This is a genomic window from Saccharothrix sp. ALI-22-I, from assembly GCF_001984175.1.
Taxonomy (GTDB): domain Bacteria; phylum Actinomycetota; class Actinomycetes; order Mycobacteriales; family Pseudonocardiaceae; genus Actinosynnema.
The window spans coordinates 733,441-746,930 of record NZ_MTQP01000069.1 but is presented as its reverse complement, the minus strand read 5'-3'; the positions used below and the strand labels follow the sequence as shown (position 1 = coordinate 746,930).

At 71.4% G+C, this 13,490-nt stretch carries 17 protein-coding genes; 12 read left to right on the top strand and 5 right to left on the bottom strand.

The window, feature by feature from the left end; genetic code table 11:
• The first annotated feature begins 124 nt into the window (after positions 1 to 124).
• The 9 genes from ALI22I_RS45460 (at position 125) to ALI22I_RS45420 (ending at position 7,411) form a co-directional block, all read left to right on the top strand.
• Positions 125 to 640: a D-glycero-alpha-D-manno-heptose-1,7-bisphosphate 7-phosphatase gene (locus ALI22I_RS45460; RefSeq protein WP_077011728.1), complete on the top strand. Its 516-nt coding sequence runs from the start codon at positions 125 to 127 to the stop codon at positions 638 to 640.
• Complete coding sequence (locus ALI22I_RS45455) at positions 637 to 1,638, top strand: glycosyltransferase family 9 protein (protein ID WP_077011727.1); 1,002 nt, start codon at positions 637 to 639, stop codon at positions 1,636 to 1,638. The genes ALI22I_RS45460 and ALI22I_RS45455 overlap by 4 nt, the downstream gene beginning before the upstream one ends.
• Positions 1,635 to 2,528, top strand: coding sequence for a glycosyltransferase (locus tag ALI22I_RS45450; RefSeq protein WP_077011726.1), 894 nt, complete (start codon positions 1,635 to 1,637; stop codon positions 2,526 to 2,528). Before ALI22I_RS45455 ends, ALI22I_RS45450 begins: the two co-directional genes overlap by 4 nt.
• Positions 2,525 to 3,730 carry a glycosyltransferase gene (locus ALI22I_RS45445; RefSeq protein ID WP_077011725.1) on the top strand — a complete coding sequence of 402 codons (1,206 nt, stop codon included), beginning with the start codon at positions 2,525 to 2,527 and terminating at the stop codon, positions 3,728 to 3,730. Before ALI22I_RS45450 ends, ALI22I_RS45445 begins: the two co-directional genes overlap by 4 nt.
• Positions 3,727 to 4,350 (top strand): D-sedoheptulose-7-phosphate isomerase, encoded by a 624-nt coding sequence (locus ALI22I_RS45440; protein ID WP_083752488.1) that lies wholly within the window; start codon positions 3,727 to 3,729, stop codon positions 4,348 to 4,350. Before ALI22I_RS45445 ends, ALI22I_RS45440 begins: the two co-directional genes overlap by 4 nt.
• A 64-nt stretch (positions 4,351 to 4,414) precedes the next feature.
• Complete coding sequence (rfaE2, locus tag ALI22I_RS45435; RefSeq protein ID WP_077012101.1) at positions 4,415 to 5,701, top strand: D-glycero-beta-D-manno-heptose 1-phosphate adenylyltransferase; 1,287 nt, start codon at positions 4,415 to 4,417, stop codon at positions 5,699 to 5,701.
• A complete protein-coding gene (locus ALI22I_RS45430; RefSeq protein WP_077011724.1) occupies positions 5,701 to 6,381 on the top strand; it encodes an SDR family oxidoreductase in 681 nt (226 codons plus the stop codon). The genes rfaE2 and ALI22I_RS45430 overlap by 1 nt, the downstream gene beginning before the upstream one ends.
• A gap of 57 nt (positions 6,382 to 6,438) precedes the next feature.
• Positions 6,439 to 6,840, top strand: coding sequence for a cytochrome P450 (locus tag ALI22I_RS45425; protein WP_338013550.1), 402 nt, complete (start codon positions 6,439 to 6,441; stop codon positions 6,838 to 6,840).
• A 70-nt stretch (positions 6,841 to 6,910) separates the two neighbouring features.
• Positions 6,911 to 7,411, top strand: coding sequence for a DUF6328 family protein (locus tag ALI22I_RS45420; protein WP_077012100.1), 501 nt, complete (start codon positions 6,911 to 6,913; stop codon positions 7,409 to 7,411).
• A gap of 31 nt (positions 7,412 to 7,442) precedes the next feature.
• Here ALI22I_RS45420 and ALI22I_RS45415 read toward each other — a convergent pair whose 3' ends face one another.
• The 3 genes from ALI22I_RS45415 to ALI22I_RS45405 all read right to left on the bottom strand — a co-directional run bounded on the left by ALI22I_RS45415 (position 7,443) and on the right by ALI22I_RS45405 (position 9,755).
• Positions 7,443 to 8,117, bottom strand: coding sequence for a DUF6766 family protein (locus ALI22I_RS45415; RefSeq protein WP_077011723.1), 675 nt, complete (start codon positions 8,115 to 8,117; stop codon positions 7,443 to 7,445).
• A gap of 82 nt (positions 8,118 to 8,199) precedes the next feature.
• Positions 8,200 to 8,565, bottom strand: coding sequence for a hypothetical protein (locus tag ALI22I_RS45410; protein ID WP_077011722.1), 366 nt, complete (start codon positions 8,563 to 8,565; stop codon positions 8,200 to 8,202).
• Between the two features lie 17 nt (positions 8,566 to 8,582).
• Entirely contained in the window at positions 8,583 to 9,755 is a 1,173-nt protein-coding gene (locus ALI22I_RS45405) for a zinc-dependent alcohol dehydrogenase (RefSeq protein ID WP_077011721.1), read from the bottom strand.
• A gap of 151 nt (positions 9,756 to 9,906) precedes the next feature.
• Here ALI22I_RS45405 and ALI22I_RS45400 point away from each other — a divergent pair, with 151 nt between their 5' ends.
• The 3 genes from ALI22I_RS45400 to ALI22I_RS45390 are packed head-to-tail and all read left to right on the top strand — an operon-like array spanning position 9,907 to position 11,316.
• Entirely contained in the window at positions 9,907 to 10,728 is an 822-nt protein-coding gene (locus ALI22I_RS45400) for an SDR family oxidoreductase (RefSeq protein ID WP_077011720.1), read from the top strand.
• 15 nt (positions 10,729 to 10,743) lie between these two features.
• Positions 10,744 to 10,938: an ATP-binding protein gene (locus tag ALI22I_RS52665; RefSeq protein WP_443217026.1), complete on the top strand. Its 195-nt coding sequence runs from the start codon at positions 10,744 to 10,746 to the stop codon at positions 10,936 to 10,938.
• A 36-nt stretch (positions 10,939 to 10,974) separates the two neighbouring features.
• On the top strand, positions 10,975 to 11,316 hold the full coding sequence (locus tag ALI22I_RS45390; RefSeq protein WP_077011719.1) for a putative quinol monooxygenase: 342 nt from the start codon (positions 10,975 to 10,977) through the stop codon (positions 11,314 to 11,316).
• Positions 11,317 to 11,350: 34 nt separating this feature from the next.
• On the opposite strand, the gene ALI22I_RS45385 is transcribed toward ALI22I_RS45390, so the two are convergent.
• Entirely contained in the window at positions 11,351 to 12,574 is a 1,224-nt protein-coding gene (locus ALI22I_RS45385) for an MFS transporter (protein WP_077011718.1), read from the bottom strand.
• 83 nt (positions 12,575 to 12,657) lie between these two features.
• A complete protein-coding gene (locus ALI22I_RS45380; RefSeq protein WP_083752487.1) occupies positions 12,658 to 13,377 on the bottom strand; it encodes a LysR substrate-binding domain-containing protein in 720 nt (239 codons plus the stop codon).
• Between the last annotated feature and the right edge of the window lie 113 nt (positions 13,378 to 13,490).

The window sequence follows — 13,490 nt, the reverse complement described above, 5'->3', positions numbered from 1 at the left end:
CGCCCTGACAGCCCTCACACACATCCGACAGTCCTCACACACGTCCGAACCCACATAAGGGTGACGGAGAGTAGCGCTTTGTCGAGAAGCGTTTGCTTCTCACCCAGCCGGCTAACTCTCCTCTGTGGACCAGTACCCCGACGCCGTTCTCTTCGACCGCGACGGCACGCTCATCACCGACGTGCCCTACAACGGCGACCCGGACCAGGTGCAGCCGATGCCCGGCGCGCGTGAGGTTCTGCACGCGCTGCGCACTCACGGAGTGCGCACGGGCGTAGTCAGCAACCAGTCCGGCATCGGTCGCGGTCTGCTCACTCGCGACCAGGTGGACGCCGTGAACGCGCGGGTCGACGTGCTGCTCGGTCGATTCAGCACCTGGCAGGTGTGCCCGCATCACCCCGACGACGGCTGCACGTGCCGCAAACCCGCGCCCACCATGATCCTCCGGGCGTGTGAAGCGCTTCAGGCACGGCCCGAGCGCACCTACTTCATCGGCGACATCGAAGCCGATGTCAAAGCCGCACTCGCGGCGGGCGTCGTCCCGATTCTCGTGCCCACACCGGCAACCCTGCCCGACGAGGTCGACCGAGCGCCCTTCACCGCGCCCGATCTCGTGTCCGCATTGGCGATGGTCCTATGAGGACTACGCGGACACTCGTGGCCAGACTGGACAGCGACGGTGACGTGCTGCTCGCCGGTCCGGCGGTCCGCGCCGCCGCGCACGCGGGCGAAGTCGTGTTGCTGTGCGGGTATTCCGGCGCACAGGCGGCGGCGTTGCTGCCCGGCGTGCAGCGGGTCGTGCGCTGGGACTGCCCGTGGATCAGCCATCCCGCACCGGAGATCCGCACACCGGACATCGAAGGGATTGTGGCCCTGCTCAAGGGGGTTCGCGCCGACGTGGCATTGATCCTCACCTCGTTCCACCAGAGTTCGTTGCCGCTGGCGTTGCTGCTCAAGCTCGCCGGTGTGCCGAAAGTCGTGGCCCGTTCCACGGACTACCCCGGTTCGCTGCTGGATATCCGGCTGCGCGAGGACCCCGACATCCCGGAGGCCGAACGCGCGCTGGAAGTCGCACGGGCCGCGGGCTTCGAGCTGCCGCCGGGCGACGACGGCCGGCTGGCGATCACCACACCACCGGAGACCACCGAGATCGGGCCGTACGTGGTGCTGCACCCCGGCGCTTCGGTGCCCGCCCGCGCGTGGTCACCGGAGCGGTGTGCGCAGAGCGTGACGGCTCTCGCCGAGGCCGGGCACCGGGTCCTGGTCACCGGCGGGCCCGATGAAACGGAGCTGACGAAGTACGTGGCGGGCACGCACGGCGTCGACCTCGGCGGCCGCACGACGTTCGCCGAACTGGCCGGGCTGCTGGCCCGTGCGGACGCCGTGATCGTCGGCAACACCGGACCGGCGCACCTCGCCGCCGCCGTAGGCACGCCGGTCGTGTCGTTGTTCTCGCCGGTCGTGCCCGCCGAGCGGTGGGCCCCGTACGGACCGCACGTGCTGCTGGGCGACCAGAACGCGCCGTGTCGGGGCTCACGCGCCCGCGAGTGCCCTGTCGCCGGGCACCCGTGCCTGAACCGGGTGACCCCCGACCGGGTCGTCACCGCCGTAGCCGAACTCGTGGGGGTGCGAACGTGAAGATCCTGTTGTGGCACGTGCACGGTTCGTGGACGAACGCGTTCGTCCGCGGCGGTCACGAGTACCTGATTCCCGGGCCGCCCCAAGGGATCGGCCTGGCTGGACGCGACTGGCCGGCGGCCCGCGAAGTCGCGGTGTCCGAAGCGGCTCTTCCCGAGGTGGGGGCAGACATCGCGGTGCTGCAACGGCCGGTCGAAGTCGGCTTGGTGCCCACCGGCGTTCCGTGGGTGTACCTGGAGCACAACACACCGAGGTACCCGAACCAGACGCACCCGCTCAAGGACTGGCCGGGCACGATCGTCCACGTCACCCACTTCAACGACCTGATGTGGGACTGCGGGACCACGCGTACGGTGGTCATCGAACACGGCGTGGTGGACCCCGGCCCCCTGTACACGGGCGAGCTGGAACGTGCCGCCGTGGTGGTGAACGACCCGGTGCGTCGCGGCCGGGCGGTGGGTACCGACCTGCTGCCGCGATTCGCCGAAGCGGCTCCGTTGGACGTCTACGGCATGCACACCCGCAGGCTGGGCGCGATGGGCCGCGGCGACCACGAGCTGGGATCGCTGCACCGGGAACTGGCCCGGCGACGGCTCTACCTGCACCCCGTGCGGTGGACGTCGTTGGGGTTGTCGCTGATCGAGGCGATGCACCTGGGGATGCCCGTGGTGGCGTTGGCGTGCACCGAGGTGGTGCGCGCGGTGCCCCCGGACGCCGGTGTGGTGTCCACCGATGTGGAGGAGCTGGTGCAGGCGGTGGCCGACCTGGTCGCGGACCCGGCGTTGGCCAGGCAGAAGGGCAAGCAGGCCAGGGAGTTCGCCCTGGCACGGTACGGACTCGACGCCTTCCTGCGGAGTTGGGACCACTTGTTGACAGGAGTGAGCGGATGAGGATCGCGATGGTGTCCGAGCACGCCAGCCCGTTGGCCGCCTTGGGCGGTGTCGACGCAGGTGGGCAGAACGTGCACGTAGCCGCGCTGTCGGCGGGGTTGTCGGCGCTCGGGCACGACGTGGTGGTCTACACCCGCCGCGACGCCCCGGGCCTGCCGCAGCGGGTGCGCACCGAACAAGGCTACGACGTGGTGCACGTGCCCGCCGGTCCGGCGCGCGCGGTGCCGAAGGACGAACTGCTGCCGCACATGGGCGAATTCGCCCGGTTCCTCGAACAGCATTGGTACGAGGAGCGACCGGACGTCGTGCACTCGCACTTCTGGATGTCCGGCCTGGCCTCGGTGCTGGCCGCGCGCAAGGCCCGAGTGCCGGTCGTGCACACCTACCACGCCCTGGGCACGGTCAAGCGCCGGCACCAGGGCGCCGACGACACCAGCCCGGCCCAGCGGATCGGCATCGAGCGGATGATCGGCCGCGAGGCCGACCGGATCGCCGCCACCTGTGACGACGAGGCGACCGAGCTGATGCGCATGGGCGTGCAGCGGTCGCGGATCTCGGTGGTGCCGTGCGGGGTGGACCCGGTGCGCTTCCGGCCCGAAGGCCCGAGCGACCGGTGCGGCTACCCGCACCGGATCGTCTCGGTCGGCAGGTTGGTGCCGCGCAAGGGTTTCCAGGACCTGATCACCGCGTTGCGGACGCTGCCGGACACCGAACTGGTGATCGCGGGCGGCCCGGTGGACGTCGAGGCCGACCCGGAGGCGCGGCGGCTGGCCGCGCACGCCGAACGCGTCGGTGTGCGCAGCCGGGTGCGGCTGGCCGGGCAGGTGTCGCGGGACGCGATGCCCGCGCTGCTGCGCTCGGCCGACGTGGTGGCGTGCGTGCCGTGGTACGAGCCGTTCGGCATCGTGCCGCTGGAGGCCATGGCCTGCGGTGTGCCGGTGGTGGCCAGCGCGGTGGGCGGCCTGACCGACACCGTGGTGGACGGCGTCACGGGCGTGTTCGTGCCGCCGCGCGACCCGTCCACGCTGGCCCGCGCGCTGCACTCGCTGCTGGCCGACAAGGCCCGTCGGGAGGCGTGCGGTATCGCCGGACTGGACCGGGTCGCCGTGCGCTACACGTGGAACCGGATCGCCGAGGACACCGAACGCGTCTACGAGCGGGTCACGGTGGGGCAGGCCGTGGCCGTGGGAGGTGCGCGATGAGCGTCGAGACCCACCTGAACGGCCTCGCGGAGTCGTTGGCCGGGCTGCGCGCCCAGGCGCCGCGACTGATCCGCTGGGGCAGCGTGCTGGCCCGCCGGCTGACCGACGGAGGTCGGCTGCTCGCCGCCGGCAACGGCGGTTCGGCCGCCGAGGCGCAACACCTGACCGCCGAACTCGTCGGCCGGTTCCGCGACGACCGGCAGCCGTTCTCCGCGATCGCGCTGTGCGCGGAATCGTCCAGCGTCACCGCGATCGGCAACGACTACGGCTACGACCAGGTGTTCGCCCGCCAGGTCACCGCGCACGCCCGGCCGCAGGACGTGGTCGTGCTGCTGTCCACCAGCGGGCGCAGCCGCAACCTGATCGAGGCGGCGAAGGCGGCCCGGCTGGCGGGCGCGCACATGTGGGCGATGACCGGACCGGCGCCCAACCCGCTGGCCGAGATCGCGGACGAAGTCCTCGCGCTGCCGGGTGACCCGGCAAACGTCCAGGAAGCCCACCTAGTCGCCGTGCACGCCCTATGCGCCGCCTTCGAAGCTGTGTTGGATGGCCGCTGCTCATATGCCGCTGCGCTGAACAACGTCATGCCCACCCCGCGAGGTCGCGTCGGTCGTTCGTGACCGACTTCCAGGCGACCGAGCCCGCCGTCTGCGGAGCAGCGGCAATTCAATACAGGAGGGTGTGGTGAAACTCGTCGTCGTGGGCGATTCGTTGCTCGACGTGGACGTGGTGGGCACCGCCGAGCGGTTGTGCCCGGACGCGCCCGCACCCGTGCTGGAGGTGGCGGAGGAACGAACGCGACCCGGTGGCGCAGGCCTGGCCGCGGCTTTAGCCGCCGCCGACGGTGTGGACGTGACGCTGGTCAGCGCGGTGGCCGACGACGAGGACGGGCAGCGGCTGCGGGACGAGCTGGCCCGGGTGCCGTCCGTGCTCGGGCCGTCACCCGTGCCCACCTCGGTCAAAACGCGGCTGCGCTGCGGCGACCAGTCGATCGCCAGGCTGGACCGGGGCGGCGGCCCCGGTGCACCCCAGGCCACCGACGAAATGCTCGACGCGGTGCTGGAGGCGGACTACGTGCTCGTCTCCGACTACGGGCGCGGGCTGGTGCGCGACGAACGGCTGCGCGGCGTGCTCACCCGCCGGCCGGTGGTGTGGGACCCGCACCCGCGCGGCCCGGAGCCGGTGCCCGGCGCGCGCCTGGTGACGCCGAACGCGTCCGAGGCCAAGGCGTTCAGCGGGCACGCCGACCCGACGAAAGCGCTGCAAGTGCTGCGCGACCGGTGGCGGGCGCGGGCGGTCGTGGTGACGCTCGGCGCCGACGGCGCGCTCCTGCACGGCGGCGGCATGCCGGTCGCGGTGCCCGCGCCCCGCGTCCCCGTGATCGACCCGTGCGGAGCGGGGGACCGGTTCGCGGTGACCGTCGCGGCGCGACTCATGAGCGGTGCCGCGATGGACGACGCGGTCGCCGACGGTGTGACGTCGGCCGCCGAGTTCTTGCGGTGCGGCGGCGCTTCCGGGTTCCGACCCGTCGACCCGCTGTCCACAGTAGACGCTGTACGGGCGCGCGGCGGCGTGGTCGTCGCCACCGGAGGGTGCTTCGACCTGCTGCACGCGGGCCACGTCCGCACGCTGCGCGCCGCCCGGTCGCTCGGCGACTGCCTGGTGGTGTGCCTGAACTCCGACTCGTCGGTGCGCCGGCTCAAGGGCCCGGACCGGCCGGTCACCCGGGAACAGGACCGGGTCGAGGTGCTGCGCGCGTTGGGCTGCGTGGACGACGTGGTGGTGTTCCATGACGACACGCCGGAACGCGTGTTGGCCGACCTGCGACCGGACGTGTGGGTCAAGGGCGGTGACTACTCCGTGGATTCGTTGCCGGAAGCGGACCTGGTGCGGGGCTGGGGCGGACGGACCGTCGTCGTGCCCTACCACCGGGGTCGTTCGACCACCGAGATGCTGTCGAGGAGGGGCTGATGCTCGGTCAGGTGTTGGTGACCGGAGGTGCGTCCGGGTTGGGCGCGGCCGTGGTGCACGCGGTGCACGAGCAGGGCGGGCGCCCGCTGGTGCTGGACAAGGCCGCCCCGTCGTCCCCCGAGGTCGCCGACTTCGAGTCGGTGGACCTGTCGGACACCAGGGCGGCGGAACGGGCGGTGCGGGCGATCGCCGAGCGCAACGGCGGCCTGCGCGCGGTCGTCACGGCGGCGGGCACGGACGCCTGCGGCCGGCTGGACGAGGTGCCCGGCGCCGACTGGGACCGGGTGGTGATGGTGAACCTGCTCGGCACCGCGGCGGTGGTGCGGGCGGCGTTGCCGATGCTGGGCGGCGGCCGGGTGGTGACCATCGCCTCGACCCTCGGGCTGCGCGCGGTCAGCGACGCGACCGCGTACTGCGCCTCGAAGTTCGGCGTGGTCGGCTTCACCCGGGCGCTGGCGGCCGAGACCGCCGGCCGGATCGGCGTGACGCTGGTGATCCCGGGCGGGATGCGCACGCACTTCTTCGACGACCGGGCCGAGCAGTACCGGCCACCGGACGACAGCAAGCTGAACCCGCCCGAGCGGGTGGCCGACGCGATCGTGTTCGCGTTGCGCCAGCCCGAGGGGTGCGAGGTGCGCGAACTCGTGGTCGCGCACGCCGAGGAGGGGTCGTGGCCGTAGCGCGGTGAACACTGGCTGTTCGCGCTGGACGCGGCGGGTATCGCGACCATGCGGGCGTTGGCGATCGGCGGCGCCGGGCCGGTCGGGATCTGGGAGTCGGTGCGGCTGTGGCCGACCACGCCGGTGACCCTGCGGGAGAGCACGGAACCGACCCGCTGGCACGGCAAGTGGCTGCCGACCGGCACCACGTTCGTCGTGTTCGTGCCGTACTTCCACCGCGATCCGGACCGGCTGCCCTACGCCGACGCGTACACGCCGGAGATCTGGCCGACGCCGCCCGACCCCGGTCTGGTGCCGTTCAGCGGCGGTCCCGGTGTGTGCCCAGGCCGTGATCTCGTGCTGGTGGCGGGGAGCACCATGCCGGACGCGCTGCGGGACCACCTTGAGGTGCCGACCCTGCGTGCACCCCTCCCGGCCACGCTGAACCACTGCGGGTTGACCTTCGTCACGCGGACGTAGTAACCGGCGTTCGGGTGACGGTGGTTAACCGGGGGGATTAACCTGGCCGGGTGACGGGTACCTCGTGCCGGTGAGTCAGGCCGAGGAATCACACCAGCGGAGATTGGCGCGCAACCTCAACGAGTTGTTGCAGGAACTGCGGGTGGCGCAGGCGGGCGTGCAGATCCTGTTCGGTTTCCTGCTGTCGATCGCGTTCACCGAGCGTTACGCCAACGCCGACAACTTCGTCCGCGCCACCCACCTGATCACCATCCTCTTCGCCGCGTGCGCGGTGGCGCTGCTGACCGCCCCGGCCGCCTGGCACCGCCTGCTGTTCCGCCGCGGCAGGCGGGAGGACGTGATCGAGGTGGCCAACGGCTTCGCGATCGCCGGGCTGGCGTGCCTGGCGGTGGCCATGATCGGCACCATCCTGCTGCTCGGCGAGGTCATCGTCGGCGGCTGGGTGGCCATCGCGCTGGGCGCGTTCGCGGCCGTGCTGTTCGGCATGCTGTGGTTCGTGCTGCCGTGGCGCGAACGCGGGCGGAACTCCATCGAGGACGAAGGCGAGGACGACGAGGACCGCCTCGAATAGGCCGTGGCCGGCTGGAATCGGCCGCGGCCGGTCAGCCGGTCTCGTCGGTGGCGGTGTGCGGTGTGCCCACCGGTTTGGACTCCGGCGATCCCCGCTGCCGCAGGTACACGCTCAACACCGCCATCGAGCCGATGGCCAGGAACTCCGACTGCCAGTTCTGCAGCGACCGGTTCCAGAAGTCGGCCGACAGCACGTAGTCCCACCACGTCACCGGGTCCTGGAACTGGTTGAGCTGGTCGTTGTTGTACGAGCTGCGCCCGGCGATCGACTGGGTCAGCCAGGAGCCGATGAACAGCCCCAGCATGACCAGGCCGAGCGAGTTCGAGTACAGCGCCGTGCGCCAGCCGCCGGCCTTCGCCCACGGCGGTGACTGCTCCTTCACTTGCGGCCCGAGCAGTTGGTCCTCGTCGGACTCCGCGCCCAGCCGCCCGGCCGGTTTGGACTCGGGCGAGCCGCGCTGCATCAGCCACACGGTGGCGAAGATGAACAGGAAGAACTGCAGGTATTCCGACTGCCAGTTCTCGGCCACGTTCACCGCGAAGTCGGACGACGTCACGTACTGCCATAAGCCGATCGGGTCGCCGCCGTCGGTGAGCCTGCGGCTGTTGAGGTCGGCGTTGCCCGCGAACGCCTGACCGACCAGCGTGGCCAGGAACAGCAGACCGAACGCCAGACCCAACCCGTTGTCCCGCGGGAACCTCTTCACATCCCCACCAGCCCGATGACGCTGAAGAACACCAACAGCGCCAGCACGCCCAACAGGTAGGCGTAGAACATCCCGCGCTGCGTCACGGCCCACCCACCTCGCACGTGTAAGGCCGGTCGGACTGCGCCTCGCAGCCCGCCCCGGACACCCGCCACCCGGACGACAGCTCACGCAGGAACAGCACGTCCTCCGAGGTGCGGACCTGGGCCGCGTCACCCCAGACCTCGACCGCCTCCACCGACCCGCCGGGCAGGTCCAGCGACGAGCACTCGACGCCCTCACGCGCGCGTTCGGTGAGCATCCCGCAGGCCCGCTCCGAGTCGCCCGCGGTTATCGCGGCGGTGAAATCGTCCGCCGCGCGCCGCACCAGGTCACCGGAGCCCGAACCGCACCCGCTCACCAGCACCGCCGGTAACGCCACGGCGAGCAACCACCGAAAGCGGATCATCGCTGGACGATAACCCGTCACGGTCGAAGCAGCACTTTGACGGCGCTGTCCTGCTTCTTCTGGAAGATCTCGTAGGCGTGCGGCGCCTGGTCCAGCGGCAGGTGGTGCGTCGCGAACGAGTCCACGCCGAGCGGGTCGTCGTCGGTCAGCAGCGGCAGGATGTCCGGCACCCAGTGCCACACGTTGGCCTGCCCCATGCGCAGCTGGACCTGCTTGTCGAACAGGGTCAGCATCGGCATCGGGTCGGCCATCCCGCCGTACACCCCGGACACCGAGATGGTGCCGCCGCGCCGCACGATGTCGATCGCGAGCCGCAGCGCGTGCAGCCGGTCCACGCCCGCGGTCTGCATGAACCGGGCCGCGATGGCGTCCGGCAGCAGGCCGACGGCCTGGTGCGCGAACTTCGCCACCGGCGCACCGTGCGCCTCCATGCCGACCGCGTCGATCACGGCCTCCGGGCCGCGCCCGTCGGTCAGGTCGCGGATGTGGTCCACCAGGTGGCTGTCCCGCACGTTCATCACGGTCACGCCGTGGGCTTTGGCGCGCGCCATCCGTTCCGGCACCAAGTCCACCCCGATGACGGTCTCCACGCCGCGGTGCTGCGCGATCCGGGTCGCCATGTCGCCGATCGGCCCGAGCCCGAGCACGACCAGGCTGTCCCGCGTGGCCGCGTACTCCACCGCCTGCCACGCCGTCGGCAGCACGTCGGACAGGTACACGAACCGGTCGTCCGGCGGCCCCTCCGGCACCTTGATCGGCAGCGTGTTCCCGAACGGCACCCGCAGGTACTCGGCCTGCCCGCCGGGCACCTGCCCGTACAGCTTGGTGTAACCGAACAGCGCCGCACCCGACCCGTGCTCACGCACCTGCGTCGTCTCACACTGCGACTGCAAGCCCAACTCGCACATGAAGCACGTGCCGCAGGAGATGTTGAACGGCACCACCACCCGGTCCCCGACCTTGACCTCGGTGACCTCCGCACCGACCTCCTCGACCACGCCCATCGGCTCGTGCCCCAGGATGTCGCCCTCGTCGATGAACGGCCCCATCACCTCGTAGAGGTGCAGATCGGAGCCGCACAGCCCGCTGGAGGTGATGCGGACGACCACGTCGGTCGACTCCTTGACGATCGGGTCCGGCACGGTATCCACGCGCACGTCCCGCTTGCCGTGCCAGGTGACGGCCTTCATCACGCGCTCCTGTGTTGAATTGCCGCTGCTCCGCAGACGGCGGGCTCGGTCGCTTGGAAGTCGCGACCTCGCGGGTCGGGTTCCCGGCGGGGTGTGTGGCAAACACCGTGGGCACTGTGTGGCGGGCACCGGGCCGGGTACCCAGCGGCGCATGAGCGCTCCACTACCTCAGGACCGCGCCGGCGCGCCGATGCGCGCGGTGGTGACCGGCTCCGACTCCGGTATCGGCAAGGCGATCGCGGTGGCTCTGGCGGGCGGCGGCGTGGACGTCGGCATCACGTTCCACGAGGACGCCGACGGCGCCGAGGACACCGCCCGCCAGGTCCGCGAGCAGGGCGTCCGCGCGGCCGTGCGCCGCCTGGACCTCACCGACCTCCCCACCTCGGCCGCCGTGGTGGACGAACTGGCCGACGAACTGGGCGGCGTCGACGTGCTGGTGAACTGCGCGGGCACCGGCACCGCCCAGAAGGCCATGGAGATGGACTTCGACACCTGGCGCAGTGTGCTGTCGGTGGACCTGGACGGCGCGTTCCTGTGCTCCCAGCGCGCCGTGAAGCACATGATCAAGGCGGGCCAGGGCGGCCGGATCATCAACATCACGTCAGTGCACGAGCACCAGCCACGCGTCGGCGCGGCCCCGTACTGCGCCGCCAAGGCCGGACTGGGCGCGTTGACCAAGGTACTGGCGTTGGAACTGGCCGAGCACGCCATCACGGTCAACTCGGTCGCCCCCGGCGAGATCTCCACCCCGATGACCGGCCAGGAGGACGTGGACCCACGCACGGAACAACGCCCCGGCGTGCCCCTGGGTCGTCCCGGCCACGCCGGCGAGGTCGCCGCGGTGGTGGCATTCCTGGCCACTCCAGCGGCTGGATACGTGACCGGCGCGTCGTTCGTGGTGGACGGCGGCATGACCCTGATGGGCCCCCAAGCCAGCCAACTCCTGGCAGACCGGAAGTGGCTCCAGGTCTAGCGAGTAGCCCGGTGCGTGGCGGCACGCGGTCTACCCGGCTCCGGCCTCGGACTGGCCGTGGTGCGTTCCGCCGCCCAAGCCCACGGCGGCGAGGTCTTCGCCGAACCACGCCCCGGCGGCGGCGCGGCCGTCGGCTTCACCCTCGACCGCTGCCGCCGCCGGCGGCGGCAGCGGTCGACGTGCGCGTTGTGGTGTTGGTCGTCATCCTGACCACTTGAGCTCGTTGTCGTGGCAGGGAGGTCGGCCGTGGTCATCCAGATCGTTCGGGTGGCGATCAGGCCCGAAATGCGCGCGCGGTGGCTTGACGTCGTCCGGGTGAACGCCGAGCGGACGCGTGCCGAGGACGGGTGTGAGGGCTACGAGGTCTGCGAAGACGTCGAGACCCCCGACACCTTCGTCATCGTCGAGCGGTGGGCGTCGTTGGACGCGCAGTTCCGGCACTTCCGCACGCCGGACTTCCGACGGCTCCTGGCGGGGCTCGGTGAACTCGTGGCCGGGCCGCCCGAGGTGTCGATCAACGAGGTGCCCCGCACCCTGACCCTGGACGAGGCGCTCGCGGCCGCCGGCACTTCCGGCGTCACACCATGACCCGGCCTTCCCCGAATCGCGTCCTCACCCGCGCTCAGGCGGGGAAATCGGCCGGCCGCACGGGGCGGAGGAGCCGGACACCGACGGCGACGAGGAGTGCGACGGCGCCGACGACGATCAGGGCCGAGGGCAACCCGGCGATCGCGCCGGCGAGGGCCAGGACCGCGAGCGGGCAGACGAACTGGCCGATGAACAACGCCGAGGTCCAGATTCCCGTGCCGCGGCCGCGTTGGTCGAAGCTCAGGGAGCCCAGCGCCCAGGTGAGCATCGCGGGAAGCAGCAGGCCGTTGCCGAGGCCGGCGACGACGGCGCCGAGCACCACGACGGGCACCGAGGAGGCCAGCGCGAGCACGAGGATGCCGAGTCCGGAGAGGGCGAACGCGGCGGGGATCGTGACGGCCGGGCCGAGGCGTGCGACGCGGGCGAAGAGGTAGGCCGCGACCGCCGTGGCCAGTGATCCGATGGCGCTGACGAGGCCGATGGTGGCGGTGGACGTCACGCCGATGCCGTCGAGCACATAGGACAGTTCGACGATGAGCACGTAGAAGACGAGACCACCGACGAGCGTGACGCCGACCGGAGCGAGGAGAGGGCGCCAGGCCAGGGGTGGGAGCTCCGCCTTCGGCCGGGCGGGCGGCTGCCAGATGTGGCGCGCGGCGAGGAAGGCGAGCGGCAGGCTGACCGCGTAGAGCCAGAACGGGGTGCGCCACCCGCTCGCGCCGAGCAGCCCACCGACGGCGAAGAACACCGTCGCGCTGACGGTCGTGTAGACGGTCTGGAGGCCGAAGTAGCGCTCCCGCCGGACGCCGTGGAAGTAGTCGGCGAGCAGGGTCGTGCAGCAGGTCATGATCGCGGCTTCGGTGAGGCCGACGAGGACCCGGCTGGCGACGATCAGGGGCAGGGACGGCAGCCACAGCGGCGCGGTGCCGACGACGGCGTACACGACGAGCGCGCCCACCAGCAACCGTTTGCGACCGAGCCGGTCGACGATGCGGCCGGCGAGGGAAGCGGTGAGTCCGATGACCAGAGCGGGCACGGTCAGCGCCATGGGCGTGAGCGTGGCGACTCCCGGCGTGCCGGCGAAGGCGGCCTGCATGCTGGGCAGGACCGGCGCGAGCAACACCGCGCCGAGCACCGACAGGCAGCTGGAGAACAGCAGCACCAAGGCCTGGGCGGTGCCGGCGGGCTTGCCGGTGGCCGGGTCGACGGCGGTGTCCGGGGTGAGTGGGACACGAGCGGAAAGGGTGCTGTCCGTCACGGGCGTCTCCGGTCGAGTGGGAGCTGGTCCTCGATGACCTGCGTCACCGCCGAAGTGTCAGCCGCGCGGAACGCGATCGGAAATCACTTCCGCCGAGGTGGACTATCGGTGCCGTCGATGTGGACGGACGGGGTGGGCCGCGCGGTCACGATCGTGGCGGCGCGCAGCACGAGGTCCCGGAGGTAGCGGTGTTCGGGGTCGTCGTCGTACATCGGGTGCCACCACATGGCCTCCACGAGCGGGCCGGCCTCGAACGGGCAGGGCAGGACGCGCACGCCGAGTTCGTCGGGGATGCCGTCGGCGAGACGCCGCTGTAGCAGGGCTACCCGGTTGGTGCCGCGCACGAGGCTCGGCACGGTCAGGAACGTTTCGGTGACCACCTGGACGTGCGGCTCGATCCCGACCATGCGCATCTGCCGCGCGGCGGGCGTGGACGCGGTCGGCCCGTGGTACGTCATCACCCACGGCATGGTCTCCAGCTGCTCGACGGTCAGCGACTCACCCACCTCGGCGTTGTCGGCTGACACGAGGCACACCCACTCGTCGCGGTAGAGGTCGAGGTGGGACAGGTCCTCCACGAAACCGTGCGGGAGGAGCAACAGGTCGGAGTTGACCAGGACCTGGGTGGCCGTGTCGACCAGCTGCGGCGTGTTCGCGATCAGCCGCAGTCGCGTGCCGGGCGCTTCCGCGGCGAGCAGACCGGCGACGGCCGCACCGAAGACCGCGACCCCGTAGTCACTGACCAGCAGGGAGAACTCACGGGTCGAGGACGCGGGGTCGAAGTCCGGCGAGGACGCCGGCACCGCGGACTTCCTGCGTGCGTGGACCGATCTGACGGACCGGCTGGTCGCGCAGGCCGAAGAGGCCGAGAAGGCCGGCCACACCCGCACCGCCGGGCAGCTGTACGCCCGCGCCA

Bases quoted from the DNA above. Each gene is read 5' to 3' on its own strand.
- ALI22I_RS45440 (WP_083752488.1), top strand. From the start codon at position 3,727: ATGAGCGTCGAGACCCACCTGAACGGCCTCGCGGAGTCGTTGGCCGGG.
- ALI22I_RS45405 (WP_077011721.1), bottom strand. From the start codon at position 9,755: ATGAAGGCCGTCACCTGGCACGGCAAGCGGGACGTGCGCGTGGATACC.
- ALI22I_RS45445 (WP_077011725.1), top strand. From the start codon at position 2,525: ATGAGGATCGCGATGGTGTCCGAGCACGCCAGCCCGTTGGCCGCCTTG.
- ALI22I_RS45410 (WP_077011722.1), bottom strand. From the start codon at position 8,565: ATGATCCGCTTTCGGTGGTTGCTCGCCGTGGCGTTACCGGCGGTGCTG.
- ALI22I_RS45430 (WP_077011724.1), top strand. From the start codon at position 5,701: ATGCTCGGTCAGGTGTTGGTGACCGGAGGTGCGTCCGGGTTGGGCGCG.
- ALI22I_RS45400 (WP_077011720.1), top strand. From the start codon at position 9,907: ATGAGCGCTCCACTACCTCAGGACCGCGCCGGCGCGCCGATGCGCGCG.
- ALI22I_RS45455 (WP_077011727.1), top strand. From the start codon at position 637: ATGAGGACTACGCGGACACTCGTGGCCAGACTGGACAGCGACGGTGAC.